Origin of the sequence: Flagellimonas maritima (assembly GCF_003269425.1) — a bacterium.
Lineage (GTDB): Bacteria > Bacteroidota > Bacteroidia > Flavobacteriales > Flavobacteriaceae > Flagellimonas > Flagellimonas maritima.
Genome location: NZ_CP030104.1, coordinates 1,778,032 through 1,803,994, shown reverse-complemented (window position 1 = coordinate 1,803,994; position 25,963 = coordinate 1,778,032). Strand labels below are relative to the sequence as shown.

Sequence of the window (25,963 nt, the reverse complement as noted above, 5' to 3'; positions counted from 1 at the left end):
AGGGCCTTTTTCCGTTTATCATAACTTGATGGTCATCACAGAAAAATATCTTTGAACTCATTTTGGGATTTTTTTATCTTCTGCTTCTGGGTCCATTATTTTCAACAAATTGAATAATATGTTTTGCAACATTTATGCCTGTAGCCGCTTCTATGCCCTTAAGGCCTGGAGAAGCATTTACTTCTATTAACACAGGTCCTTTTCTAGATCGCATCAAATCCACACCTGCTACTCCCAAACCTAAATATTTGGCTGCGTTTAGCGCTATAAACTGTTCTTTGGCAGAGGGCTTTATGGCAACGGCATCCGCTCCTCTGTGCATATTAGATCTAAAGTCATCCAAATCACTGGAACGTTTCATGCTGGCCACAACTTTATTGCCAACAATGATAATACGAATATCCTCCCCGTTGGCTTCTTCAATATATTGCTGCAGGAGGATACTGGTATCCATTTTATAAAAGGTATCTATGATTGATTTTGCGGATTTTTTGCTTTCTGCCAGAATAACTCCCAAACCTTGTGTTCCTTCTTGTAATTTTATAATTACGGGAGGTCCGCCCAGCAATTTTATCTGCTCTTCAATATTGTCTGGATTGATGGAAAATACGGTTTCAGGTATTGGAATTCCCTTTCGTGCCATAATCTGTAGGGTTCTGATCTTATTTCTTGCACGTGTAATTCCCAGAGAACGGGCCGTACTAAAAACATTGTTCATTTCAAATTGTTTGACTATGGCCGCACCGTGCCTGGTTACCTTTGTCCCTATTCTAGGAACAATCGCATCAAATTCATCGGTAACGTTTTCTTCACCCAGATAGATCTGCGGCTTTCCGTCACCTAATTTTACAGAGCATTTGGTATGATCTATCAGCTCTACATAATGACCTGCTTTCTGGGCTTCTTCAACTATCCTTCTTGTAGAATGTACGTTGAGGCTAACTGATAAAATGGCGATGTCCATTACTGAATTGGATACGTTGGTTTATATTCATGTAATATCGGTCAAAAAATAATCCTTTTTTTTTCTTAAAAGAAAATTTACATGCCATTTATACATTTTTACTTACCAATCAGAAGATAAATCTTTTTTGAAAACCCATTGGGGATTATTTTTAATGTTCAACCTCAGCTTGCCCCAAAATGAACTGGAATCTTTTCAACGGTATTGTTTTATCGACCACCCTACCCATTGTTCTCCTATGCATTTATAAAATCTTTGTTCACAAAAAAGACAGCACTTACCAATACATGTATTGGTTTATTTTGTTATCCAATCTAGTCATTGTCCAGGTTCTATTTATCGATATTGGTCTGACCAAGCTTTATCCTTTGCTATTAATACTATATATGCCATTCCAGTTTCTATGCCCTGCTCTTTTTACAGGTTTTACCTATAGTTATTTGGGAAAATCAGAAATTTTTAAAAAAAGTCTTGTTTATTTTTTGATTCCGTTTATTCTCTTTCTAGGACTTTATACCTTCTTGAAGATAAATGTCATCATGGACTATGCATTCCTTTCCATGGGAGTGGCGGCAAATATTGGAGCAGAATTTGACGAAAACAGTGCGGTGGCCTTTTCACTCCTAATGGCAATCTGGAATCATAGGGTCATAAAAGAATATGAAAGTAGCATAGGTAGGTTGCCCTATAAAGTGGTACTAAAGAAAACCAGATGGTTAAAAAAAACCTATATCGTCATGGTTTTTTTATGTTTTATTTGGTTGTTGGTCATCATGTCAATTAAACTTTTTGACTCATGGAGCGGTCATGTGCCCTATTATCCTTTATGGACGCTTTTCATAGCTTTTTACTATTCCTTCTTATTTCAGGGCGAAAAACATTTAAAGGAATTGGGACAGAAAAAAACCCTTCAGGAAAGTGAGTTAAAATCGATTAACGGAAATTTTCAGGTATCGGCCCTCAGGAATATTTTCAGTACAAATGAGCTAATATCAATTCATGAAAGCCAAGACTATATAACCGAAATTCTCAGCTACTTTGCAACGTCGCTTTTCGATAAAAAAAATGAGGAGGACGTAGTTTGGGACATCACTAAAAATTGTATCGCCAAACTTGGGCTGGAAGATTGTGTTATCTATATTTTCGATAAAAATAGAAATGTGCTGGTGCAAAAAGCGGCTTATGGAAATAAGGACAATGGGGACAAAAAAATTCTAAGCCCTTTGGAAATACCCCTAGGCAAAGGAATTGTTGGTTCCGCAGCAAAAAAAGGAGAATGGGAGATGGTGAAAAATATAGAGCGGGACGGACGCTATATTTTGGACGACAAAAACAGAAAGTCGGAGTTGGCCGTACCCATAATTAATAATGGTGAACTTATCGGTGTATTGGATTCCGAGAATTCCGAAAAAGATTTTTTTAATGAAAAACACTTGTTGCTGTTTCAATTGATAGCCAAGCTAACGGCGACCAAACTATCACATATTGGCAAACAATCCCTGTTCGAGCTTACGGATGACAATGCATATTACAAAGAACTCCTAAATTGGTTTGAAGAGGAAAGACCATATTTGGATCCTTATTTGGACCTACTTTCGGTAAGCAACTATTTAAAAATAAGCGTAGGGTATCTGTCCCAAATCATAAATAAATTAAGCGGTACGAATTTTTCGGATTTTATCAATATGTACCGTCTCAACGAAGCTAAGGATATGCTTGCCAATCCTAGTTTTTCCAATTATACCATAATAGCCATCGGACTGGAATCCGGTTTCAACTCAAAATCCACTTTTTATAATGCGTTCAAGAAAAAGATAGGAATCACTCCATCGGAATACCGACAAATGCATTTGATGATGTCCTGATTCTTTAAAATTGAAAAATACCGGACATCTAGAATTTTTTTGGTTTATAGGTTTGCTGACTAATTTTAACCTCATTTAGTTATGCAAAAAAGAAGAAAATTTTTACATCTATTTTCAATGTTGTTTTTAGGGGCATTAGTAATATCATGCTCCGCCGAAGACGGTGAAACAGGACCTGCCGGCCCAGCTGGGCCACAAGGTGAACAAGGACCTGCCGGCGCGGACGGAGCTCAGGGCGAACAGGGAGAGACAGGTACGGCCAATGTCATTTATTCAGATTGGATAGATTCGGAATTTGATGATAATATTATAGCAACTTCTGCCTCATTCTCCATAGATGCCCCGTTGATGACAGACGATATTATAAACGAAGGTGTAATATTGGTTTTTGGGCGTTCCACGCCCAATCCTATTACCGAAGACACGGATGTGTACCCGCTACCCATTGTTTTTGGTGCATCACGGCAGCAATCCTACTATTTTAGAGCGGAAGAAGCTGGGCAGTTATTCATCATCGTATCTGCAAACGAAGAGGGTAATCCTACAGGGGTGCCATTTTTTGGCGAATACCGCTACGTTTTGATTCCTGGAGGAACTCCCTCTGGAGGTTCTGGGCCAGGAGACATTACTACCAAGAATAGTTCTTTGGACTATTCCAAAATGTCCTATAAAGAAATTACTGAACTTTTTGGTATAGAAGAATAATCCAAATAGGCTCCCGGGTATCCCTGGGGGCCTTTCTTTGGTCGTATAATCCGTTGAAGGAGTTCAAATCACTTTAGCAAGTGTTCAAAAAAAATAATCATGAAAAAAATAATATTCTTTCTTATACTAATATCTTATTTCGGGTTTGGCCAAAAGCAACCATCCATACAAGTTATTGGCAGAGCAGTGCACATTGACAAGACGCCTATGTTCAAAGGTTCCGTGACCTTGAGTTCTGCCTATTCCAGTCTTCCATCAGAAACTTTTACGTTATCCCAAATGAAAGAAAAGTACGATGCAGCCCTTAAGAGCAATGGCATATCTTTAGCACAATTAAAAGAAGATAAATTTGCTTATGAATCATTGGGGTATGATAAAGAAGGTACCATCTATGAATTTGAAACATCCACATTGGAAGACTTTCGAAAATTCATGAAATCCAAGTCCTTTGGTGTACAGCGGCTACAATTTGATCAGGTTATAACACTTGATGAGGAAGAAATTGCATCGCTTTCCAAAAAGGCTTTTGAAAATGCAAAGAAGAAAGCAGAAGCTATGACCAAGAACATTGAATTGGATTTAGGCAAAGTAATAAGCATAGATGACAACAGAAACTATTTGGATGAAGAAATTATTAGAGGGCTCTACTATGATAAACCCTTGGGTCATTTTCAATATGAAGTTGTTGTGACGTTTGCTCTTAAGAATGATTAAAATATTATTAGAGATATTGGAGTTTAAAGCCTTATAATCGATATAGTGATGTTTCCTTTTTTTAAAATCGGATTCAATAGTAATCATTTCTATTTTAAAAGCCCTTTAAAAAGGGTTTTTTTGTTGAAGGGTATTGCTGAATGTTTTTAAAAAACGACACAGACATTCAACAAACACAAACTCACATTATAATCAATCTAAATAAGGCGTCTTGCATTGTTGAAAGCTTGTTAAAAACTTGTTTGTGCCGTAAATTTGTAAGTAAAACTGACTTCAATGAGCGGATTGTTAAAATCTTCGATAGCCCGTAAAATAGTAATGGCACTTTCGGGACTCTTCTTGGTTGTTTTCCTAACACAACATTTTGTCATTAACATTACGTCCGTGATCGACCCGGATGTTTTTAACTCGTGGTCCCATTTTATGGGATACAATCCATTGGTACAATTCATTTTACAACCAATTCTTATTGCAGGAGTTATTATTCACTTTGTAATGGGTTTCATTTTAGAAATACAAAATAGAAGGGCAAGAGGTGTAGGCTACGTAAAATATAAGGGTAGTGCAAATGCTCCTTGGGTATCTAGAAATATGATCTACACGGGTTTGGTAGTGCTTGCATTTCTAGGACTGCATTTTTATGATTTTTGGGTACATGAAATGGCTTTTAAATACATTGAAGCCAACCCCGAAGACCCAACACGTTACCATGAAGAAACAGTTGAGAAATTTGCACCTGTCTGGCGTACCATAATCTACGTTATCTCATTTGTTCTATTGAGCTTGCACTTATGGCATGGTTTCTCATCTTCTTTCCAAAGTATGGGGGTCAATAACAAGTATTCCGCCGGAATTAAATTATTTACAAATATATTTTCAGTGGTGATTCCTTTGGGTTTTATTTTCATCGCCCTATATCATCACCTTAACCCAATAACACATTAATTATGGGAGTATTGGATTCTAGAGAGCCGCAAGGACCATTGGCCGATAAATGGACAAAACATAAAAACGAAATAGATCTTGTTAACCCTGCCAACAAACGCAATATCGATATTATCGTTGTTGGTACAGGTCTGGCGGGAGGTTCGGCAGCAGCAACTTTGGCCGAATTGGGATATAATGTAAAAACGTTCTGCTATCAAGATTCACCCAGAAGGGCACATTCAATTGCTGCACAAGGGGGTGTGAACGCCGCCAAAAACTATCAAGGAGACGGAGATAGTGTATATCGTTTGTTCTATGATACCATAAAAGGAGGGGATTACCGTTCCCGTGAATCCAATGTATATCGCTTGGCTGAAGTTTCAACCAATATTATTGACCAGTGCGTTGCCCAAGGTGTCCCTTTTGCACGCGAATACGGTGGCCTTTTAGATAACCGTTCATTTGGTGGCGTACTTGTTTCAAGAACCTTCTATGCCAAAGGACAGACCGGACAACAATTGTTGTTGGGGGCTTATGCCGCAATGAACAGACAAATCCAAAGAGGGAAAATAAAGTCATATACCCGTCATGAGATGTTGGATTTGGTATTGGTTGATGGAAAAGCAAGAGGTATCATCGCAAGGGATTTGGTCAGTGGAGAAATTGAAAGACATTCCGCACATGCCGTAGTATTGGCAACAGGTGGTTATGGTAATCTATTTTTCCTTTCAACATATTGTATGGGAGCCAACGTAATGGCTGCATGGAAGGCACATAAAAAAGGGGCTTTCTTTGCCAATCCCTGTTTTACACAAATCCATCCAACGTGCATCCCGGTTTCAGGAGATCATCAATCCAAACTGACATTAATGTCAGAATCTTTACGAAACGATGGACGTATTTGGGTGCCAAAACGTTTGGAAGATGCCCAAGCCATTCGTGAAGGGAAATTAAAACCAACACAACTTGGTGAAGAAGAACGCGACTACTATCTGGAGAGACGTTATCCCGCATTTGGAAACTTGGTTCCCAGGGATGTTGCATCAAGAGCTGCAAAAGAACGCTGCGATGCCGGGTTTGGCGTAAACAAAACAGGAGAAGCAGTTTACTTGGATTTCTCAGCTGCAATTATGCGCTATGGAAAAGAAAAAGCATTAACATCCGGCATGAAGGATGTAGACGATGATACCATTCGTGACTTGGGCGAAAAAATTGTAGAAGAAAAGTATGGAAACCTTTTTCAGATGTACGAAAAAATAGTAGATCAAAATCCATACAAAACCCCAATGATGATCTATCCTGCCGTACATTATACCATGGGCGGACTTTGGGTGGATTATAATCTGCAAACCACTATCCCTGGCTGTTATGCTGCCGGAGAAGCCAATTTTAGTGACCACGGAGCAAATCGTCTTGGGGCATCTGCTTTGATGCAAGGGCTGGCAGATGGATATTTTGTATTGCCGTATACAATCGGTGATTACTTATCAGATGATATTAGAACAGGAGCAATCCCAATCGATTCTCTAGAGTTTGATGCCGCCGAAAAGAATGTAAAGGATAGACTGGAGAAATTGATGTCCGGAACAGGAATACATTCTGTAGATTATTACCACAAGAAATTGGGTAAAATTATGTGGAACAAATGTGGCATGTCCCGTAATGCCAAAGAATTAAAAGAAGCCATTAAGGAAATTGCTGAATTGCGAAAGGATTTCTGGGAAAACGTAAAAATTCCCGGCAGTCCTAACGGCAAGAACCAAGAACTTGAAAAAGCTGGAAGAGTTGCCGATTTCTTGGAACTCGGAGAACTTTTTGCAAAAGATGCTTTAGAACGTAACGAATCTTGTGGAGGACACTTTAGGGAAGAATACCAAACACCGGAAGGAGAAGCATTACGTGATGACGAAAACTTCAAATTTGTATCCGCTTGGGAATACATGGGGGAGCCAAGTGATGCAAAACTGCATAAGGAAGATTTGGTCTATGAAAACATTAAAGTAAAAACTCGTTCTTACAAATAAAAATAGCTATGAAATTATATTTGAAGATTTGGAGACAAAAGAATACTTCCACCAAAGGTCAAATGGTAGATTATACTTTGGATGGTGTGGAAAGCGATATGTCTTTTTTGGAAATGTTGGATATCCTAAATGAGGAACTGATTTCCAAAGGGGAGGAACCTGTTGAATTTGACCATGATTGCCGAGAAGGAATCTGTGGCACCTGTTCATTACAAATAAATGGAAGGCCGCACGGACCCGATTCCATGATTACCGTTTGCCAATTGCACATGCGCAGCTTTAATGATGGTGACGAAATTGTAATTGAGCCATGGAGAGCAAAAGCATTCCCCGTAGTAAAAGACCTAATTGTGGATAGAACTGCTTTTGATAGAATTCAACAAGCTGGGGGCTATATTTCCGTTAATACTTCTGGAAGGCCTGTAGACGCCAATGCCATCCCCATTGAGAAAGACATGGCGGACAAGTCTTTTAACGCTGCAACATGTATTGGCTGTGGTGCCTGTGTAGCTGCTTGTAAAAATGCGAGCGCTATGCTATTTACTTCTGCGAAAGTATCACAGTTCGCATTATTGCCACAAGGACGGGTAGAAGCTGCGGAGCGTGTTGAGAATATGGTCCGGCAAATGGATTTGGAAGGATTTGGAAACTGTACCAATACCGGAGCATGCGAGGTTGAATGCCCTAAAGGGATTTCTTTGGAAAATATAGCACGGATGAATCGCGAATATCTTTCTGCCAGTATAAAAGGATAGGACCATTATTTTTTAGCTTATAAAAAACCCGGATTCCATTCAAAGGGAGTTCGGGTTTTTCGTTATCTTGAAATATGCCGAAAAATTATTTAGAAGAGCCTATAAAAGTTCCCCGGTTTAATGAAGAAGCAGGGTTCTATACTACACCGCAGCGCTCCAAGATCATGAGCAAAATACGTGGTAAGAACACCAAGCCTGAGCTTGCATTTAGAAAAGCGCTGTGGAAAGCAGGTTATCGTTATAGAATTGACTACAAAAAGTTGATAGGAAAACCGGACATCGTCTTAAATAAATATAAAACCGTAATCTTTATTGATGGCGAGTATTGGCATGGCTATAATTGGGAAGAACGAAAAACCAAGATAAAGACCAATCGTGAATTTTGGATTCCAAAAATTGAACGGAACATGCAAAGGGACAGGGAGGTAAATGAAGAATTAAAACAGTTGGGGTATACTGTATTTCGATTTTGGGAAAGCGACATCAAAAAAAACCTGCAATCTTGCCTACAAAAAGTAATTTTCCATCTGGAAAAATATTCAAATAATGGTGCAAATTAATTCAAAGTTACCCAATGTGGGAACTAATATTTTTAGCCATATTGGTAAAATGGCCAATAAACATAAGGCCGTCAACCTATCCCAGGGCTTTCCAAATTTTTCTCTAGACCCCCAACTTTTACAACTGGTGGAAAAAGCTATAAAAACGGGCCATTACCAATATGCCCCGATGCAAGGAATTTTTTCACTTCGTGAAATTATTTCAGAAAAAACAGAAAATCTTTATGGAAAATCATACAATCCTGAATCTGAAATAACGATTACCGCGGGTGCAACACAAGTCATTTTTACTGCAATTTCTGCCTTTGTCCAACAAGGCGACGAAGTTATTGTCCTGAAACCCGCTTATGATTGTTATGAACCCACGATTGAGCTATTTGGTGGCACGGTCGTTCCCGTTCAGTTGAACGGTCCGGAATTTAAGGTAGACTGGAAAGAATTTGAATCTGCTATAAACAGTGATACAAAAATGGTGATTATCAACACGCCGCACAATCCATCCGGAACTATTTGGTCCAGAGAAGATATGCTTCGGTTGCAGGATATTCTCAAAGGAACCCATATTATATTGCTGAGCGATGAAGTATACGAGCATATTGTTTTTGATGGCAAATTTCATCAGAGTGTTTCCAAGTTTCCAGATTTGGCGTCACGGAGTATTATTTGCTCTTCCTTTGGAAAAACATTCCACGTTACCGGGTGGAAAATTGGTTATTGTGTTGCCCCAAAGGTTTTAATGGAAGAATTCCAGAAAGTACATCAGTTTAATGTATTCTGTATAAACCATCCCATTCAAAAGGCATTGGCCACTTATTTGCAAACGCCTCGGCACTATCTCCATCTGAGTTCATTTTATCAAGAAAAACGAGATTATTTTTTAGAGGCTATCAGAGAATCACGATTCCGGTTAACTCCATCATCCGGCACATATTTTCAATTGCTCGATTATTCTGAAATTACAAATGAGACCGATACAGATTTTGCGGAAAGACTTGTTAAAGAACATAAATTGGCAAGCATTCCAGTTTCGGTCTTTAATTTAAACAATCAAGATAATAAGCAACTCCGTTTTTGTTTTGCCAAAACAAACGATACATTGGACCGAGCCGCTGAAATTCTAAATCGAATTTAGAAGCTTTAAAACTGTTTCTTGATTATTACAAACGTCTTTAAAATATCATCTAAGGCGAGTTCAAAGTCTTGATATTCTGGAGACTTATTTAAATTTTGACAATAGACCGTATTTTTTTCGGGATTAAACCCTGTAAGCCATTTACAGATAATTCTATCCTTACAGACCAACATATACGCTTTATTCCAGATTGTACTATGAGCGTTGCTGAGCATATTTTTTTGTAATTCCATTCCCAAAACAAATGCTTTATTAGGTATTCCTTCAATACTCTTATCATTCATTGAATCACCTTTGACCTCAAATGCCCTTAAGGTTTCTTCAGGTATAAAATCGATAATAAATCCCGTTTGAAAAATTTTCTCTTCTTTAATGTCACTGGTCAAAAACTCAATATAGTCTTTTTGGTATTCCATTAAGACCAATGGCAACATTACCGAAAATTTACCGTGATCTAGAGGGTAAAATACACTCCCCCTTTTCGTAAATGGTTTTCTTTTCGAATAACTTGCTTGGCTTTCGTTAACTTCTTGTAGGTATAGTTCAGCTATGCTTAAATCGAAATATGCCGCAATTCTTGAAAGATTTTTGATAGGAATATTGGCATCTCTTTTTTCATAAAGCTGTATGGTTCTAAGGCTAACACCAATTTCTTTGGCCAAATCTGATTGACTCATGTTTTTTTTACGTCGTAATTGTTTAATCGCGTACATATAATTACTATATTGTGTAAAATTTTTACGCATAAAAATTCTTGCGCAGCAAAAAATCACATTTCTGTAATTGAATTACAATCAAATATAGAAAATAGGATTTGACCCCATCAAAATAGTTTTAAAACGTAAACACATTTAAAATGGGTTCGATTAAAAATTTTGACTTTGTGATCAATAGTGAGAACATATTTTTGGATAAGGATTATGGAAAACCAATTAGCGAAAGGCTTTCTATAATTTTAAGAAGAAATACATCAAAGAAAGATTATGCTGATATTGCCATAAGAAGTAACGTCAGCTTTTCGACCATTCGTGATGTTATATATAGAACAAATAGCCTAACAAAAGTAAATGCAAAGGCAATTTCACTGTTAATTCATGCTGCGTACGAAAACTCTATTGCGCATAAATTGCAGGCCGAAGGTGATATACTTTTTTTGGACAATCTTTTAAAGGTCTAACCGCAATAACCAATCTGTTTGTTTATCCGTACCTACAAAAAAGGTGTGCGTACCAAATTTCCTGAAACCATGCTTTTGATAAAATCTGATTGCTGATTTATTATGTTCCCATACACCCAACCAAACATATTCTTTGTTATCTTTTTTGGCGAGTTCCAATACTGTTTTTAATATCCAAGTGCCTACAGACTTTCCCTGATATTTTTCTATAACATAAATACGTTCAAGTTCGATTGATTTAATATCCCTGATATCCGTCTGCGCCTTACTTTGATTTATTTTGAAATAGCCGACAAGCAGCTTCTCATCAAACACAAAATAAAATCTTGAATACTTATTGCTCAGTTCTTGGAGCAGCTTTTCTCTGTTGAAAGCGGATTCAACATAATTTTGAAAATCTTCAGCATTATTGTCTTTTTCAAAAGCGGTGGCAAAAGTGCTTTTGGAAATTTTTATCAGATTATCTAAATCCATGACTGTACACCTACGACAAGCAAGGGTCATTTCAAAATTTTACTTTGCTAAAAATATTGAAAAAAAAAAGAGCCCAACAATATTGCAGGCTCTTGAAAATCGTAATTTTTACTGAATTTAAAGCATAAACAGCTTTTTAATCAAAAACATAAATCCTGTAAAAAAGTCGTTTCTGTAAATTTGAACATTTTCGTCCAATGAAGTTTGGTTTGATTTGGGTGCCATGGTATAAATTTTTATGATGTTAACGGGGGTGACTGCGTAATTATGATACTAACTTACTTATATTTTATAGCTGGATAAAAAGTTTGTTGTGTAACCTTAATTTTCTGTTGTAAACAGACTCATCGGTATTTATCACAGTTTCATTTCTGGAATGTCACCATCTACTATCAAAGTTCCTTCAGTGGCATCAATTATTTCACTAACAGAAATTCCGGGAGCTCTTTCCAAAAGTGCAAACCCCTTTGGTGTAACTTCCATTACAGCGAGATTGGTCACTATCTTTTTAACACAGCCCACTCCAGTTAATGGCAAAGTACATTCTTTGAGCAATTTTGAAACTCCCGCTTTGTTCGTATGCATCATTGCAACAATTATATTCTCCGCAGATGCGACCAAATCCATTGCACCTCCCATTCCTTTGACCATTTTGCCAGGAATCTTCCAATTGGCGATATCTCCATTTTCTGAAACTTCCATAGCACCTAAAATGGTCAAGTCCACATGTTTTCCACGAATCATCCCAAAACTCATGGCCGAATCAAAAAAAGATGCTCCGGGAAGCGTGGTTATGGTTTGTTTTCCCGCGTTTATAATATCTGCATCTTCTTCACCTTCAAACGGAAATGGACCCATGCCCAATACACCGTTTTCACTTTGGAACTCAACACTTATATCGTCCCTTACAAAATTTGCCACAAGTGTAGGTATACCAATGCCCAAGTTTACATAGTAACCATCTTTGACTTCTTTTGCAATTCGCCTTGCTATTCCGTTTTTATCCAACATAATTTTAATGTAGCAATTTTTTAATTTGAAAATGTATCAATTCTTATCATTAAGGTTTTTCTTGCTGGTACTTACAATTTTGTACAAAATCAAACTTAGTTCTTCCGTTTCTTCAAAACATCTTCAAAAGGACAGTTTTTCCATTTTTCGCACAGAACCAACCATTATTTAGTTTCTTCAAGTTCTTTTAAAGCCACTTTAAGCTTGTGTATAAATCAATTCTACTTTCAGCATTTTGGGCTTCATGAATATTTGCGCCTACACTCGTTCCTGATTTTAATAATTGGTTAGCTGTTACAAACTTTCTTTTCTCTTCTAAAAGTTCACAGAATTCAATAATCGCCAATGGGAACCCAATTGATTTATCGCCTGCTACATCACCTTTTTTCATCATTGGTATATTGATTCATTCTCAAATTAAGAGCGAATGCGAACAGTACGCTGTTCAATTCTTTTTTCATAATTCTTGCCTTGAAAGATGCGCTGTACAAATATTCCGGGTATGTGAATTTCATTGGGGTCCAAACTACCTGCGGGGAGCAATTCCTCAACTTCGGCCACTGTGATTTTGGCAGCTCCGCACATAGATGGGTTAAAATTACGTGCCGTACCTTTAAATATAAGATTTCCGGCTTCATCGCCCTTCCATGCTTTTACAAATGAAAAGTCTGCTTCAAAGGCAGATTCCAACACATACATTTTTCCGTTAAATTCTCTTGTTTCCTTACCTTCGGCCACTTCGGTTCCGTATCCGGCAGGGGTATAAAATGCTGGAAAACCTGCTTGCGCAGCTCTGCACTTCTCGGCCAAGGTGCCTTGGGGGGTAAGTTCCACTTCTAGCTCACCACTTAACATCTGGCGTTCAAATTCATCGTTTTCTCCCACGTAGGAAGATATCATCTTTTTTATTTGGTGCTTTTGCAAGAGCAGTCCAAGACCAAAATCATCTACCCCAGCATTATTGGAAATACATGTTATATCTTTTATTCCCAATCTTACCAATTCTGAAATAGCATTTTCAGGAATGCCACATAAACCAAATCCGCCCAGCATAAATGTCATTCCATCGGCAACGCCATCAAGAGCTTTTTTTACATCAGGCACTATTTTTTTAATCATTTTTTTTGTTTCTGATTGTTTGAAATTACGATATAAATAAAAAATCCCCAAGGTATAAATACATCTTGGGGAAAAGTTTTTTGTTTAAATCTAAAAACTAGAAGCCCAGGTCTTTTAAGTCGTCCTCAGTATCCAAATCATCTTTTAGGTCTTGAAGTACTTTTGTACAATCAACGTTTATGGATAGATTTTCAGGCTCTTCAAAAGCTTCTTTTGAGACTCCTAATTCTTCGTTCTCATAATTCTTCTTCATATACATGGCCCAAATAGGCAAGGCCATAGAAGCTCCCTGACCATATGCAAGTCTATTAAAATGTATTGCCCTATCTTCTCCTCCTACCCAAACGCCTGTAACCAAATTAGGAACCATCCCCATAAACCAACCATCACTTTGGTTTTGAGTTGTCCCGGTCTTACCAGCGATTGGATTGGTAAGTTCGTATGGATAACCTGTTATTATTTCTTTGTAAACTGTTTGGTTTTTTGCAAATGAATGTCTAAGTCGGCCTCCTGAACCATATTGTGTAACTCCTTCCATTAAGTTTACGGTGGCATAGGCAACGTCTTTGCTGAGTACATCTTTTGTTTCGGGCGTATATTCAAATAGCACTGTGCCGTTTTTATCTTCTATCCGTGTTACCATAACAGGCTTTACATAAACACCCTGATTGGCAAAAGTTCCGTAGGCCCCAACCATTTCATATACATTCAATTCCGGTGTTCCCAGCGCGATAGCAGGTACTTCAAGAATATCCCTTGTCAATCCCATATTCTTGGCTATGGCCACAACAGATCCCGGCCCTACCTTATCTATCAATTGAGCAGTGACAGTATTGACAGAATTGGCCAACGCACTTTTTAACGTTAAATTTTCGCCAGAATACTTTCCGTCAGAATTCTTAGGGCACCAAGCCTCAATGTTTCCATGTTTTAAAGGTTCGATACAATATTGATTGTCCGGCAGTGAATCACAAGGGGAATAGCGCAACTGATCAATTGCAGCAGCGTATACAAATGGTTTAAAGGTAGATCCCGCCTGTCTTGCACCTTGAATTACGTTATCATATTGAAAATGTTTGTAATCCACACCGCCTACCCACGCTTTTACATGACCGGTCTGTGGTTCCATCGACATCATTGCGGTTCTTAAAAAGGTTTTATAATAACGAATTGAATCCATTGGAGTCAATATGGTATCTTTTTCATAAGAATTGCTGTTCCAGTCAAAAACCGTCATTTCGGTCTTCTCAAGAAATGAATTCCTAATCTCCTTCTCTGAAATCCCTTCTCGTTCCATGGTCTTCCATCTTGGGGAGTTCTTCATAGCACGTTCCATAATAATGTCGATTTCAGATGTTTCTAAATCCAAGAATGGGGCGGTTTTGTTTCTGTCCGGCGTATTTTGATGAAAAAATTCCGTCTGCAAATTTTTCATATGTGCCTCTACCGCATCCTCTGCATTTTTTTGCATCCTGGAGTCCACAGTGGTATATACTTTTAATCCATCTAAATAAATATTGTATTTCTCACCGTCCAGTTTGGGGTTTTCATCGACCCAATTTTTTAAGAATCGCTGTAGGTACATTCTAAAATATGTGGCCAATCCTTCTTTATGGGATTCTGGATTGAAATTGATATCCATTTTTAGCTTTTGAAGCGAATCCTTTTCTTCTTGAGTGATATAATCATATTTTGCCATCTGGCCCAAAACGGTATTTCTACGGTTCAGTACCAACTCTTCCCTTCTGATGGGATTGTACAATGATGAATTCTTGAGCATCCCTACCAAGACAGCAGATTCTTCTATTTTTAAATCCGAAGGTTCTTTTCCAAAATATATTCTGGCTGCGGATCTTATGCCATCTGCCGCATATCCAAAATCATAGATATTAAGATACATTGCCACAATTTCCTCTTTGGTGTAATTGCGCTCTAATCTTGTGGCTATGACCCATTCTTTTATTTTTTGAGTATAACGTTGCCACCCTCTTGCAGCTTGTCCGGTAAATAACTGTTTTGCCAATTGCTGTGAAATTGTGCTCGCCCCTCCTTTTGTGCCTAAAAAAGCTAAAGCACGTACTGTCCCCCTGGCATCAATCCCTGAGTGGTCATAATATCGGGCATCCTCGGTAGCCACCAATGCGTTCACCAGGTTCTCCGGTAGATTTTGATATGCTATTGGAGTTCTGTTATCGTTTAAATAAAGTTTTCCCAAGGTTTCTCCATCAGATGAAATAAATTCTGTGGCTAAATTTGTTTCAGGGTTTTCCAAACGCTCAAAGGTTGGCATTGTGCCAAAAGCACCCCAAGAGGCCAATAAGAAAATTAATATGACAAATAAAACACCTGATCCGAAGAGAATCCAAAACCATTTGATATACGGGAAAAAGCTCTTCTCCTTTTTTTGCTTCGCTTTAGCCATTTTATTGGGTACTTTTTTCAATTTCTAATCCAACATCGGTTATACCATCTAAAATATGGATGCCATCTACATCTCCGTTCTTTCGCATTGCGTGTACAATATTTACTTTATATACGCCTGTATCGCGAAAAACGATTTTTTCTTGATACCACAATTTGTTCTCCTTAATGCTACCAAAACCTTTTCCCAACCATTCGCCACTTGGTTTGGCCATCTTATACTCCAAAGTGTCTTTTGTTGTATTGCCATCTGGATATTCCAATTCGGTTATTAGAAAAAGATTGTTGAACTGAAATGTATTATCGTTCCTAATGTTGATGAACATATTATGGGGCTGAACGGAATCCAATTCTGAAAAATTAAAGGTTAGGGCATTGTCCATTGTCCATTGTCCATTGTCGATAGCTGTATAGTCAGAGAAGACCATAGTATTATTACATGAAATGAAAGTTATGGATAAAACTAAAGCAGTAAAGAGTTTATTGTGCATTGGAAGAAGCTTTGGGTTTATTTTTTCTTCGCTTTTTTTTGTTCCTGCCTCTTTTTTTGGGTCTATCAAATCTAGTAAGGCTATCTTGGCCTACAACGTTCTCAAAAACCATTTTTTCTTCATCTATAATATCTTGGGCGTAATCCTCAAGACTGGCTACTTTTTCATTTTTTCTGTTCATTGACAGAATTTCCAATACCTGTTCTTTTCCAAGTGCATGCCAATTGGCAGGTTCATTTTTATAGGAGAACCATAGTGTTTGCTTAAAAATATCGGCTTTTTGACAGAAAGCAATGCCTTTGTCCGTCAATAGTTTGCTGTCTTGTGGCGGAAAGTCTTTTAATGCTTCCAAATACATATCCAGTTCATAGTTTAAGCAACATTTGAGTTTTCCACATTGTCCTGCCAATTTCTGTGGATTCAGTGCTAGCTGTTGGTATCTAGCGGACGCTGTACTTACGGACCTAAAATCCGTTAACCATGTGGAACAACAAAGTTCGCGACCGCATGAGCCTATACCGCCCAAACGTTGTGCCTCTTGTCTATAGCCTATCTGGCGCATGTCTATGCGAATACCAAACGCTTTTGCCATGTCCTTGATCAATTGCCTGAAATCGACACGTTCTTCTGCGGTATAATAAAATGTAGCTTTGGAGCCATCGCCTTGAAACTCAACATCGCTTAGTTTCATTTGTAGTTTAAGCGAAATGGCTATTTCCCTGGAACGTTTTTGAATTTCCGCTTCTTTGTCCCGACATTTTTGCCAAACATCGATATCACGTTGTGAAGCTTTTCTATAAATTTTAGGAATAGTGCCATCGTCCGGTGCAACTTTCTTTTTCCTCATTTGCACCTTTACAAGCTCTCCGGTAAGAGTCACTATTCCAATATCGTGACCTGATTTAGCCTGTGTAGCTACAACATCTCCTATGGCCAAAGGAATGTCGTCCACATTCTTAAAAAACTCTTTTCTACTGTTCTTGAATCGTACCTCAATGCAATCAAAAGGTTTTTGACCGTTGGGTAGCGACATATTGGAAAGCCAATCGAAAACTGTTAGCTTATTACAACCATCTGTGCCGCAAGTACCATTGTTCTTGCACCCACGCGGTTGTCCATCCTTGCCGGTTGAACAACTGCTACATCCCATATTTTGTATCTTGATTTAAAGAAATGACAATCATTTCTTTAAAAAGGGTTCATAAATAACTAATTGTAAATATAGCACAATTTGTCACAGAAGCGAAATGCTACTTTTTGTACTTCAGCACTTGGGAGCGCCCTTTTTTAAAAATTTTATTGCTTGCTTTTTGGCCTTTTCGGAGCCGTTTTTGTTCTTCAAAAGGGAGATTATGTACTTTTTGGCATTCCAACGAACAACAATCGTTCATGGCTTCGGCACATGCTTTGCATTGAATAAAAAGTAAGTGACAGGCTTCGTTGGCGCAGTTGACGTGGTTGTCACAAGGTTTCCCACATTGGTGGCAGTTTGAAATGACATCATCTGATATTCTTTCACTTCTTCTATGATCAAATACAAAGTTCTTTCCCAAAAATTTGTTCTCAAGATTTTTGTCGTTTACCTGTCGGGTATATTCTATGATGCCCCCTTCCAATTGATAAACATTTTTAAACCCTTTGTGCTTGTAATATGCACTGGCTTTTTCGCACCGTATACCTCCGGTACAATACATTACCAATTTTTTATCTTCTTTATGATTTTTTAAATCTTGTTCAATGATGTCCAAGGAATCCCTAAAAGTGTCCACATCCGGCGTTATGGCATTTTTAAAATGCCCTATTTCGCTCTCATAATGGTTGCGCATATCGACCAGAACCACATTTGGGTCTTCAATAAGCTCATTGAACTTTTCTGCTCCAACATGAATGCCTTTATTGGTGACATCAAAGGTGGTATCGTTTAGACCATCTGCAACAATTTTCTCACGGACCTTGACCTTTAGCTTCAAAAATGACTTGTTATCTTGTTGAATGGCAATGTTAAGTCGAACATTTTTCAAAAAGGTTATGCTGTCCAGATGTTGTTTGAATTTTTTAAAATTGTCCGCAGGAACTGAAAGTTGGGCATTGATACCTTCATGGGCAACATAAATTCTACCGAGAACATCGAGCTCGTTCCAGGCAATAAACAAGTGGTTTCTGAAAACTTCAGGGTTTCCCAGGTGTGCGTATTTGTAGAAAGAGATGGTCAGTCGGTCCTTACCGGCATCCTCTATTAATTTCTCCCTTTCTTTCGCACTTAATGTATTGTACAGTTGCATGCTATACCAATAGTTAAGTTTAAAGAACAGTTTATTTGATAAAATTTGTGCAAAGGTAAAAAAATCCTCCCCCTCTAAAAGGAAAGGACTCCATATATATGGAGTCCTTTCAATCACATTTTCTTTTTCATAGCGCAAGTTATGTTTTTGCGCTGTGGTCGCAAGCCCATTGGAACAACTTGCCGTATATTCAATTGAGTCAGTATTTTTTAAGATACTGTATTTTAAAAAGGTTGCGTCCGCTTTGCGGCATGAAGAAAGAAATGGTAATTTAGCCTTCCTAATATTCAGAACAATGAGCAACGAAAAAGAAGCAAAATTAAAAGCCTTAAAACTTACACTTGATAAATTGGACAAAACTTATGGCAAAGGTGCTGTCATGAAAATGGGAGATAGTGTGGTCGAAGATGTTGAGGTCATACCTTCAGGGTCATTGGGACTTGATATTGCTTTAGGGGTAGGTGGTTATCCGCGGGGCAGGGTCATTGAAATATATGGTCCGGAATCATCGGGTAAAACAACATTGACCTTACATGCAATTGCTGAAGCTCAAAAAAATGGAGGTATCGCTGCTTTTATTGATGCTGAACATGCTTTTGACCGCTTTTATGCCAAGAAATTAGGGGTAGACATAGATAATCTAATTATATCACAACCTGATCATGGTGAACAGGCACTTGAAATCACGGAGAATCTTATCCGTTCTGGTGCAATTGACATTGTTATTGTTGATTCTGTTGCTGCACTTACTCCCAAAAGTGAAATAGAAGGGGAAATGGGGGATTCTAAAATGGGGCTGCATGCCCGTCTAATGTCACAAGCATTGCGAAAATTGACTTCTACCATAAGCAAGACCAATTGTACCGTAGTCTTTATTAACCAGTTGCGTGAAAAAATAGGTGTCATGTTTGGAAACCCAGAAACAACAACCGGTGGGAATGCCCTAAAATTTTATGCTTCCGTTCGGTTGGATATTAGGCGTTCAACCCAGATCAAAGACACTGATGGAGCTGTTTTGGGTAACAAAACAAGGGTTAAAGTTGTAAAAAACAAGGTTGCACCTCCATTTAAAACTGCGGAATTCGATATTATGTATGGAGAAGGAATCTCTAAAATAGGTGAGATTCTGGATTTAGGAGTTGCTTACGAAATCGTCAAGAAAAGTGGTTCTTGGTTCAGTTATGGAGATACCAAACTTGGTCAGGGCAGAGATGCTGTAAAAGCACTCCTTTCGGATAATCCAGAGCTTTCCGAAGAATTGGAGGCTAAAATAAGGGAAGCCATAGCGGCAGTCAATTCGTAGCTTACATTTATTCTCTATTTTTTTGGCACTAGGTTATGATAACCTAACGCAACCCTTGTCAATACTGTTCATCTAAGAGTAAAAAAACCTTATAAATGATGAAAAAGGGAATTGTACTACTGTTCTTTTCTTTGATGTGTACTTTGTTCTATTCCTGTGACTTGGATGATGACGATGCGCAGAACTTTCATTTTACGACTTTAACAGTATTGGAAGCTGATGTTCCGGAGTCTTTTGAATTAAACGAAACATATGATATTGAAGTTACCTATTTGAGACCAAATAGCTGTACTTTCTTTGAGGGATTTGATGTTACCAATACTGCGGAGACTGATCGCGACATTGTAGCAATCGGTTCTGTACTGACAGATGAAACTGCCTGTACACAAGCAGTTGAGGAAGTGGTAGCGATTTTTAAGTTCAACGTAATCTTCACTGGAGAATATACATTTCGGTTTTATGCCGGGAACGATGAAAATGATAACGCTTCGTATTTGGAATATACGATACCTGTGGTTACCGAAGAATCCACAAACTAATTATCAACAATCCAAAAATTAACCAACATTTGGATCTTGAAGAACTGATACATAATTGTAAAAAAGGGAAAAGAAAGGCACAGGCCGAACTGTACCGAAAGTACTCAGGTATCCTTTTTGGAATGTGTCTTAAGTACTCCCGCAATAAAACTGAAGCAGAAGACAATTTGCATGATAGTTTTATGACAATTTTCAATAAAATAGATCAGTTCAACTTTAATGGTTCTTTTGAAGGTTGGATTAAACGGATTACTGTCAATACGGTTCTTCAAAAATACCGAAAGGAACAGCATCTTAATGTGGTTTCTGAAAATACAGTTGAAGAAATGGATGTGGATACCGATCAAGTGGATGTTAGTTTGTCGACGCTGTTGGGTTACATTCAAGAGCTGCCAAATAAATATAGGCTAACCTTTAATCTATATGTTTTGGATGGTTATAGCCATAAAGAAATAAGTGAGATGTTGGGGACATCCGCTGGAACTTCAAAATCAAATTTGGCAAGGGCTAAAATGATTTTGAGGGAAAAAATTAAAAAAGAAAATATAAACATTGCTTAAATGGGGAAAAAGAATTTAGAGCAAGTGTTCAAAGAAACTTTTATAGATTTTCAGGATATTCCAGAAGATAAAGTCTGGCAATCCATTGAGGCTTCTTTGGACAAAAAGGAAAAGAAAAGAATACTTCCTATTTGGTGGAAATTGGGAGGTGTCGCTGCTGTATTGGCCATTCTATTCTATATCATCAATCCTTTTGGTGGTATAGATGATAATTCTCAGATAATTATAACAAATACAGAAACCAAAGATACTATTGAAAAAAAGGAAAGCACGGAAAAAGGAGGTCTCGAAAATGAGCTAAAGCTAGAGGTAAATAATGAGCAAGAACTGACCGAAATCAAAAAAGATGACAATAAAGGGGATCCTGTTGAAAATTCTTCATCAAATACTCAGAATGATGCAGCAAATTCATTGAACAAAAATCAAAGTATTAAGGTCAATGAGCAAATTACTGCGACCAGCACAAATCAAAAAAGACAGGGTTTCGAAAAAGATAATGCCCTAAAAAATAAAAAAGAGGGAGCTGTTGCTTTTACAAATAATCCAGACGTCAAGAAAACCAAAGTTGAGGAAAATCCTGCTGGTTTTACTCCCGATAAAAATAAATCCACGTCCATTGCATCTGTTGATGAAAGTGAAAAAAATGAATCTTCAAACGATATTCCGCAAAACAAAAAATTGAAATCAGGGGTATCTATTGAAAATACAACGCAAGAAGATGCTGTTGCGCAAGTTGAGGAAAAAGAAGAAAAAGGGAAAGAAGAAAAAGGGAAAGAAGAAAAAGAGATAGTGGAGAAAAAATCGATTTTTGATGTAATCGAGGAACAAGAACAAGAAGCCGTAGTTGAGAATACAAAGAGAAAGTGGTCCATAGGTCCTTCCGTTGCACCTGTATATTTTAGTGCAACTGGGGAAGGTTCGCCCATACATTCCAATTTTTCCTCCAATCCAAAATCCGGCAATGTCAATCTAAGCTATGGTTTGACCGTAGCTTACGATATTGGAAAAAAGCTAAAGGTGCGCTCAGGTATCCATAAAGTCGATTTTGGCTATGAAACCAACAACATTTCAGCTTCCTCTTCTTTAGAGGGTTCTACCAATGCACTAATCGATAACATTGATTATAATCTTACTTCAAGGAATTTAGTTTTGGACAACAAAAGTAGTGCAAGCAATTCTCTTGCGAGCAGAGATCCGATTGCTGCAGAATTTTCTGATAATGTTAATCCTGCCGTAGATGGCAGCCTTGTACAGCAACTAGGTTATATAGAAGTGCCTTTTGAGTTAAGCTACGCTATAGTGGATAAGAAGTTGGGCGTAAATATAATTGGCGGCGTCAGTTCCCTATTCCTTTTAGATGGCAATAACTCGATCTCGGTCGAAGCAGATAATTTAGTAACCGAAGTAGGAGAGGCAAATAATGCGAATTCCATAAACTTTAGTACAAATGTTGGAGTGGGCCTCAACTATGAATTTTCACCCAAAGTACAGTTTAATATTGAACCTGTTTTTAAATATCAATTAAACACATTTTCTGAAACTGCCGGAACATTCAGGCCTTTTGCTGTAGGTGTCTACAGTGGTATAAGTTTTAGATTCTAGTTATATAAAGGTGTTGGTTAGGAAGGTTGCCCCTTTTGGCAATCGATTGAGCGCCCCGTTATAGGCGGGGCGTTTTCTTATTAACAAAATATTCTAACGCTTCCTCTAATAACTCTGATTTCTTCCGAACCGTAATAATAAGTAAAAATTCATTAATTTGAGACGATACTTTATGTCCCATGGTCTCAAAAGACAATCATTTTGAAGATATTCTTATTTATTTTTCCAAATCTTTAATGGGAAAAAAGAACGAAGAAGACATTCTATGGGACTTAGCCAAAAACTGTATTTCAAAATTGGGCTTTGTAGATTGTGTTATTTACCTTATTGATCAAAATAGAAATCTTCTTATACAAAAGTCTGCCTATGGCCCTAAGAACCCTAAGGACAACAAGCTGTATAATCCTGTTGAAATTGCTCTAGGACAAGGAATTACAGGACATGTAGCCCTTTCTGGAAAGGCAGAAATAATAAATGATACTTCAAAAGACAACCGGTATATTGTAGATGATGATATAAGGCTATCTGAAATTTGTGTTCCTATTATATTTGAAAATATAGTTTACGGAGTTATAGATTGTGAACATCCCGAAAAAAGTTTTTTTACGGATCAGCACCTAAAGATGTTATCGGCAATTGCCTCTATTTGTGCCATAAAAATCAAAAGTGTAAGAGACAATAAAGCACTTTTGGAAAAACAAGAAAATCTTCTAAAAATAAAAGAAGAAATGGTAGAGCTGAAGCTCAAGGTTTTAAATTCACAGCTAAATCCGCATTTTCTGTTTAATGCTCTTAATGCCATTCAATATTTTGTAGCATCTGAAAAGAAGCAATCAGCATTGGAATATTTGTCTGTTTTTAGCAAGCTTATACGGTATTATTTAAAAAGTCTTAAAAGCGATACTGTAAGTCTTAAAGAAGAAGTACAAATGTTGCACAATTACTTAAAATTACAAAAACTCCGTTATCATAATAGATTTGAATATGTAATTACCATTAAAGATGATTTAAACAAAATAGATGCGGTAATCCCCGCATTTGTAATACAGACACTTTTTGAGAACATTATTGAATATGCTATGCTCAATCAACATAAAAACGAAAAATTAAACATTGTTTTTAATATGTTAAAAAATAGCGTGCTATTAAAAGTTGAATATCAATATAGTGAAGATTCTTCTGCTAATAAATACAAACCCGAATACCGACAACGTATTATTCAATGGGAGGATCAGATTAAGTTGCTTAATTCCATTAAAGATTATACTATAGAAAAAAAAGTTTCACTAAATATGAACGACAATGTACAATTTGGTGAAATAATATTAAAGCTTCCTGATTTATCATAAGCATGTATTCTTCGTTAAAGATTGTTTTGTTTCTTATTTCTTTCTTGTTAGGGTCATTGACCCAGGTACAGACAGAAAATAGGCTTTCTTACCTACAGAGGGGAATTAATTTTTCTATGTTAGAAAATCATTATAGAAGCTTACCAATCCAGAATGTTCTAAAAGTGCCATCGTACGGCTTTGAAGAAATTAAAGGATTTTCTGAAAAGGTTTACCTAGGTGACACTATTGCCTTTAAGGTTTTTGAATTGGAGGATGATAATCTGTCAATTAATGAAATATTAAAAAAATCCGAAGAATTTAAGCCAGCTTCATATTTTACAGGAAAAACAAACCCTAAGAATATTTATTGGATCGAACTTGATTTTCGAGATAATCTTGACTCCATAAAGAATAGTTCTATATTGAACCTAAAGTTTACTTCTTTTGATTATGGGATTCTTTTTCTTAAAAAAAAGGAAGCAATTGAAATGACAGCAATTGGTCTTTTCAACAAACAATCTACGAGTAAAAGAATTATGTTAAAAAATTACCTTTCACAGAGAGAAATAGTGAAAGGGAACCTAATAAATAATCAATATTTATATTTAAAGGTAAAGCGTGTAACCTTTAATGAAAAAATCCATAACTGGAAGTTCAGCTTTACACCAAACGTAATTCCGAATGGATATACCATAAATGATTTTAAGAATCTTTTCCCGTACTATTTTTTTGCAGGCCTTTGTTTATTGATGTGGCTTTCGACACTAAGTTCTTTCTTCTTTTTAAGAAAAAAAGAGTTCTTATTCTATTCTTTTTATGTTTTTACTCTCTTTATTTATGTTACAGGAGATATTTTTGGGATATATGATTATTTCTTTAGTGGGTATGGTATAGTTCAGCACTGGTTCTCACAAAGTTTTATACTTTTTGCCAATATTGCATATGCTTTTTTCTTTATGCACTACATACGAACTAAAAAGGATTATCCGTTGCTTCATTTTCTAATGAAGACAATAATAGCACTGCATATTTTAGTATTGGGAATTATGTTCATTTTCTATTCTCAATCCTATTTAGATGGTCTGAATTATATAGTAGGTACTTTAATGAAGATTGTTTATTTTTTATCCATAATTGTTATGGTGTACATTATCGTGAAAGCTAAAAATCCTTTGGCATATTTTGTGGGCTTCGCATCAATAGCTTTCCTGATAGGCACTTTGGCACACGTATATTTGGCAAGTCCGGATGACGGATTGCTACTCAATAGCCGATATTTTTTATTAATAGGTTGTTCTGTTGAAATAATAATATTTGCCTTTGGCCTAAATTATAAAGTTAATTTGGAGTTTCAGGAAAACCTATCATTGCAGAAAAAAGCTTCAATTGAAAAAGCAAAAGCATTAAGAGCACAATTGAATCCCCACTTTATTTTTAATTCATTGAATGCAATTCAACATTTAGTGACTTTAAATGACAAAAAATCCACGCTTAAATACATTTCCAAATTTGGCAACCTTATTCGTAGTGTTCTTGAGAGTTCGATAGAAACGAACGCCATGCTCAACGAGGAAATAAAAATGATAGAAGATTATTTGGAACTCGAATCCCTTCGTTTTGACAATGCTTTTTCCTATAAAATCAACATCGACGAAAATTTGGATTTGAATACTATTGAAATCCCCTTTATGATTTTACAACCTTTTGTGGAAAATGCCATAATCCACGGCTTATTGCCCAAAAAGAACGGTCCCAAGCAACTTATCATAAATTTTAAAGAGGAAAACGGTTTTGTAGTATGTGAGATCGATGATAATGGAGTAGGAAGACGACACGTAAAAAAAGAAAAAAGAAGCTATCAAAAAGAAAAAAAATCCAGAGGCTTGGAAATTACCAAACAGCGCTTGGCCTCCTTGAACAAACACCAAGATGCGATCAAAATCTTGGACAAATATATAGATGGTAAATCATCCGGCACTAAGGTCACAATTAAAATTCCTTTGTAGT

At 37.0% G+C, this 25,963-nt stretch carries 25 protein-coding genes; 15 read left to right on the top strand and 10 right to left on the bottom strand.

The features are described from left to right. Positions 1–73: 73 nt before the first annotated feature. Positions 74–964: a RimK family alpha-L-glutamate ligase gene (locus HME9304_RS07955; protein WP_112378081.1), complete on the bottom strand. Its 891-nt coding sequence runs from the start codon at positions 962–964 to the stop codon at positions 74–76. 179 nt (positions 965–1,143) lie between these two features. Between HME9304_RS07955 and HME9304_RS07950 the strand changes: the two genes are divergently transcribed. The 8 genes from HME9304_RS07950 to HME9304_RS07915 all read left to right on the top strand — a co-directional run bounded on the left by HME9304_RS07950 (position 1,144) and on the right by HME9304_RS07915 (position 9,646). Beyond that, a complete protein-coding gene (locus HME9304_RS07950) occupies positions 1,144–2,829 on the top strand; it encodes a helix-turn-helix domain-containing protein (RefSeq protein WP_112378080.1) in 1,686 nt (561 codons plus the stop codon). Between the two features lie 81 nt (positions 2,830–2,910). Next, the gene (locus HME9304_RS07945; protein WP_112378079.1) at positions 2,911–3,534 is read left to right on the top strand and encodes a collagen-like protein; all 624 of its coding nucleotides are present in this window, start codon (positions 2,911–2,913) and stop codon (positions 3,532–3,534) included. Positions 3,535–3,633: 99 nt separating this feature from the next. Next, positions 3,634–4,248 carry an SIMPL domain-containing protein gene (locus HME9304_RS07940; protein ID WP_112378078.1) on the top strand — a complete coding sequence of 205 codons (615 nt, stop codon included), beginning with the start codon at positions 3,634–3,636 and terminating at the stop codon, positions 4,246–4,248. Between the two features lie 276 nt (positions 4,249–4,524). Next, entirely contained in the window at positions 4,525–5,193 is a 669-nt protein-coding gene (locus tag HME9304_RS07935; protein WP_112378077.1) for a succinate dehydrogenase cytochrome b subunit, read from the top strand. Between the two features lie 2 nt (positions 5,194–5,195). Further along, positions 5,196–7,199, top strand: coding sequence for a fumarate reductase/succinate dehydrogenase flavoprotein subunit (locus HME9304_RS07930; protein WP_112378076.1), 2,004 nt, complete (start codon positions 5,196–5,198; stop codon positions 7,197–7,199). An 8-nt stretch (positions 7,200–7,207) separates the two neighbouring features. Then, complete coding sequence (locus HME9304_RS07925; protein ID WP_112378075.1) at positions 7,208–7,954, top strand: succinate dehydrogenase/fumarate reductase iron-sulfur subunit; 747 nt, start codon at positions 7,208–7,210, stop codon at positions 7,952–7,954. Between the two features lie 74 nt (positions 7,955–8,028). Continuing rightward, complete coding sequence (locus tag HME9304_RS07920; protein WP_112378074.1) at positions 8,029–8,514, top strand: very short patch repair endonuclease; 486 nt, start codon at positions 8,029–8,031, stop codon at positions 8,512–8,514. After that, positions 8,501–9,646, top strand: a complete 1,146-nt coding sequence (locus HME9304_RS07915; protein ID WP_112378073.1) for a methionine aminotransferase — start codon at positions 8,501–8,503, stop codon at positions 9,644–9,646. Before HME9304_RS07920 ends, HME9304_RS07915 begins: the two co-directional genes overlap by 14 nt. A 5-nt stretch (positions 9,647–9,651) precedes the next feature. Here the strand turns inward: HME9304_RS07915 and HME9304_RS07910 are convergent, their stop codons facing one another. Continuing rightward, entirely contained in the window at positions 9,652–10,359 is a 708-nt protein-coding gene (locus HME9304_RS07910) for a helix-turn-helix transcriptional regulator (protein ID WP_262510371.1), read from the bottom strand. Positions 10,360–10,502: 143 nt separating this feature from the next. Here HME9304_RS07910 and HME9304_RS07905 point away from each other — a divergent pair, with 143 nt between their 5' ends. Continuing rightward, positions 10,503–10,823, top strand: a complete 321-nt coding sequence (locus HME9304_RS07905; protein ID WP_112378071.1) for a hypothetical protein — start codon at positions 10,503–10,505, stop codon at positions 10,821–10,823. On the opposite strand, the gene HME9304_RS07900 is transcribed toward HME9304_RS07905, so the two are convergent. From HME9304_RS07900 to trhO, 8 genes are all read right to left on the bottom strand, one after another. Next, the gene (locus HME9304_RS07900; RefSeq protein WP_112378070.1) at positions 10,812–11,327 is read right to left on the bottom strand and encodes a GNAT family N-acetyltransferase; all 516 of its coding nucleotides are present in this window, start codon (positions 11,325–11,327) and stop codon (positions 10,812–10,814) included. The two genes, HME9304_RS07905 and HME9304_RS07900, sit on opposite strands and share 12 nt — an antisense overlap. 327 nt (positions 11,328–11,654) lie before the next feature. Continuing rightward, the gene (locus HME9304_RS07895) at positions 11,655–12,308 is read right to left on the bottom strand and encodes a 3-oxoacid CoA-transferase subunit B (RefSeq protein WP_112378069.1); all 654 of its coding nucleotides are present in this window, start codon (positions 12,306–12,308) and stop codon (positions 11,655–11,657) included. A 187-nt stretch (positions 12,309–12,495) separates the two neighbouring features. After that, positions 12,496–12,702 carry a four helix bundle protein gene (locus HME9304_RS07890; protein WP_239023417.1) on the bottom strand — a complete coding sequence of 69 codons (207 nt, stop codon included), beginning with the start codon at positions 12,700–12,702 and terminating at the stop codon, positions 12,496–12,498. 23 nt (positions 12,703–12,725) lie between these two features. Then, positions 12,726–13,427, bottom strand: a complete 702-nt coding sequence (locus HME9304_RS07885) for a CoA transferase subunit A (RefSeq protein ID WP_112379765.1) — start codon at positions 13,425–13,427, stop codon at positions 12,726–12,728. A gap of 97 nt (positions 13,428–13,524) precedes the next feature. Continuing rightward, positions 13,525–15,849: a penicillin-binding protein 1A gene (locus tag HME9304_RS07880; RefSeq protein ID WP_112379764.1), complete on the bottom strand. Its 2,325-nt coding sequence runs from the start codon at positions 15,847–15,849 to the stop codon at positions 13,525–13,527. A 1-nt stretch (position 15,850) separates the two neighbouring features. Then, complete coding sequence (locus HME9304_RS07875) at positions 15,851–16,339, bottom strand: gliding motility lipoprotein GldH (protein WP_112379763.1); 489 nt, start codon at positions 16,337–16,339, stop codon at positions 15,851–15,853. Next, a complete protein-coding gene (locus HME9304_RS07870) occupies positions 16,329–17,489 on the bottom strand; it encodes a PSP1 domain-containing protein (protein WP_112378068.1) in 1,161 nt (386 codons plus the stop codon). Before HME9304_RS07870 ends, HME9304_RS07875 begins: the two co-directional genes overlap by 11 nt. Positions 17,490–17,589: 100 nt before the next feature. After that, positions 17,590–18,621 (bottom strand): oxygen-dependent tRNA uridine(34) hydroxylase TrhO, encoded by a 1,032-nt coding sequence (gene trhO, locus HME9304_RS07865; protein WP_112379762.1) that lies wholly within the window; start codon positions 18,619–18,621, stop codon positions 17,590–17,592. A gap of 295 nt (positions 18,622–18,916) precedes the next feature. Here trhO and recA point away from each other — a divergent pair, with 295 nt between their 5' ends. The 6 genes from recA to HME9304_RS07835 all read left to right on the top strand — a co-directional run bounded on the left by recA (position 18,917) and on the right by HME9304_RS07835 (position 25,962). Beyond that, on the top strand, positions 18,917–19,924 hold the full coding sequence (gene recA / locus HME9304_RS07860) for a recombinase RecA (RefSeq protein WP_112378067.1): 1,008 nt from the start codon (positions 18,917–18,919) through the stop codon (positions 19,922–19,924). Between the two features lie 95 nt (positions 19,925–20,019). Then, a complete protein-coding gene (locus HME9304_RS07855) occupies positions 20,020–20,463 on the top strand; it encodes a hypothetical protein (protein ID WP_239023416.1) in 444 nt (147 codons plus the stop codon). Positions 20,464–20,492: 29 nt separating this feature from the next. Then, positions 20,493–21,023: an RNA polymerase sigma factor gene (locus tag HME9304_RS07850; RefSeq protein WP_112378065.1), complete on the top strand. Its 531-nt coding sequence runs from the start codon at positions 20,493–20,495 to the stop codon at positions 21,021–21,023. Beyond that, a complete protein-coding gene (locus tag HME9304_RS07845) occupies positions 21,024–22,625 on the top strand; it encodes an outer membrane beta-barrel protein (RefSeq protein ID WP_112378064.1) in 1,602 nt (533 codons plus the stop codon). Between the two features lie 179 nt (positions 22,626–22,804). Further along, positions 22,805–23,974, top strand: coding sequence for a histidine kinase (locus HME9304_RS07840; RefSeq protein ID WP_112378063.1), 1,170 nt, complete (start codon positions 22,805–22,807; stop codon positions 23,972–23,974). Positions 23,975–24,090: 116 nt separating this feature from the next. Then, complete coding sequence (locus HME9304_RS07835; protein ID WP_164674803.1) at positions 24,091–25,962, top strand: sensor histidine kinase; 1,872 nt, start codon at positions 24,091–24,093, stop codon at positions 25,960–25,962. Position 25,963 lies beyond the last annotated feature (1 nt).

Bases quoted from the DNA above. Each gene is read 5' to 3' on its own strand.
- recA (WP_112378067.1), top strand. From the start codon at position 18,917: ATGAGCAACGAAAAAGAAGCAAAATTAAAAGCCTTAAAACTTACACTT.
- HME9304_RS07840 (WP_112378063.1), top strand. From the start codon at position 22,805: ATGGTCTCAAAAGACAATCATTTTGAAGATATTCTTATTTATTTTTCC.
- HME9304_RS07890 (WP_239023417.1), bottom strand. From the start codon at position 12,702: ATGATGAAAAAAGGTGATGTAGCAGGCGATAAATCAATTGGGTTCCCA.
- HME9304_RS07910 (WP_262510371.1), bottom strand. From the start codon at position 10,359: ATGTACGCGATTAAACAATTACGACGTAAAAAAAACATGAGTCAATCA.
- HME9304_RS07875 (WP_112379763.1), bottom strand. From the start codon at position 16,339: ATGCACAATAAACTCTTTACTGCTTTAGTTTTATCCATAACTTTCATT.
- HME9304_RS07920 (WP_112378074.1), top strand. From the start codon at position 8,029: ATGCCGAAAAATTATTTAGAAGAGCCTATAAAAGTTCCCCGGTTTAAT.
- HME9304_RS07845 (WP_112378064.1), top strand. From the start codon at position 21,024: ATGGGGAAAAAGAATTTAGAGCAAGTGTTCAAAGAAACTTTTATAGAT.
- HME9304_RS07880 (WP_112379764.1), bottom strand. From the start codon at position 15,849: ATGGCTAAAGCGAAGCAAAAAAAGGAGAAGAGCTTTTTCCCGTATATC.
- HME9304_RS07950 (WP_112378080.1), top strand. From the start codon at position 1,144: ATGAACTGGAATCTTTTCAACGGTATTGTTTTATCGACCACCCTACCC.
- HME9304_RS07925 (WP_112378075.1), top strand. From the start codon at position 7,208: ATGAAATTATATTTGAAGATTTGGAGACAAAAGAATACTTCCACCAAA.
- HME9304_RS07940 (WP_112378078.1), top strand. From the start codon at position 3,634: ATGAAAAAAATAATATTCTTTCTTATACTAATATCTTATTTCGGGTTT.
- HME9304_RS07945 (WP_112378079.1), top strand. From the start codon at position 2,911: ATGCAAAAAAGAAGAAAATTTTTACATCTATTTTCAATGTTGTTTTTA.
- HME9304_RS07900 (WP_112378070.1), bottom strand. From the start codon at position 11,327: ATGACCCTTGCTTGTCGTAGGTGTACAGTCATGGATTTAGATAATCTG.
- HME9304_RS07930 (WP_112378076.1), top strand. From the start codon at position 5,196: ATGGGAGTATTGGATTCTAGAGAGCCGCAAGGACCATTGGCCGATAAA.
- HME9304_RS07885 (WP_112379765.1), bottom strand. From the start codon at position 13,427: ATGATTAAAAAAATAGTGCCTGATGTAAAAAAAGCTCTTGATGGCGTT.
- HME9304_RS07870 (WP_112378068.1), bottom strand. From the start codon at position 17,489: ATGGGATGTAGCAGTTGTTCAACCGGCAAGGATGGACAACCGCGTGGG.
- HME9304_RS07835 (WP_164674803.1), top strand. From the start codon at position 24,091: ATGTTAGAAAATCATTATAGAAGCTTACCAATCCAGAATGTTCTAAAA.
- HME9304_RS07915 (WP_112378073.1), top strand. From the start codon at position 8,501: ATGGTGCAAATTAATTCAAAGTTACCCAATGTGGGAACTAATATTTTT.
- HME9304_RS07905 (WP_112378071.1), top strand. From the start codon at position 10,503: ATGGGTTCGATTAAAAATTTTGACTTTGTGATCAATAGTGAGAACATA.
- HME9304_RS07935 (WP_112378077.1), top strand. From the start codon at position 4,525: ATGAGCGGATTGTTAAAATCTTCGATAGCCCGTAAAATAGTAATGGCA.
- HME9304_RS07955 (WP_112378081.1), bottom strand. From the start codon at position 964: ATGGACATCGCCATTTTATCAGTTAGCCTCAACGTACATTCTACAAGA.
- trhO (WP_112379762.1), bottom strand. From the start codon at position 18,621: ATGCAACTGTACAATACATTAAGTGCGAAAGAAAGGGAGAAATTAATA.
- HME9304_RS07855 (WP_239023416.1), top strand. From the start codon at position 20,020: ATGATGAAAAAGGGAATTGTACTACTGTTCTTTTCTTTGATGTGTACT.
- HME9304_RS07895 (WP_112378069.1), bottom strand. From the start codon at position 12,308: ATGTTGGATAAAAACGGAATAGCAAGGCGAATTGCAAAAGAAGTCAAA.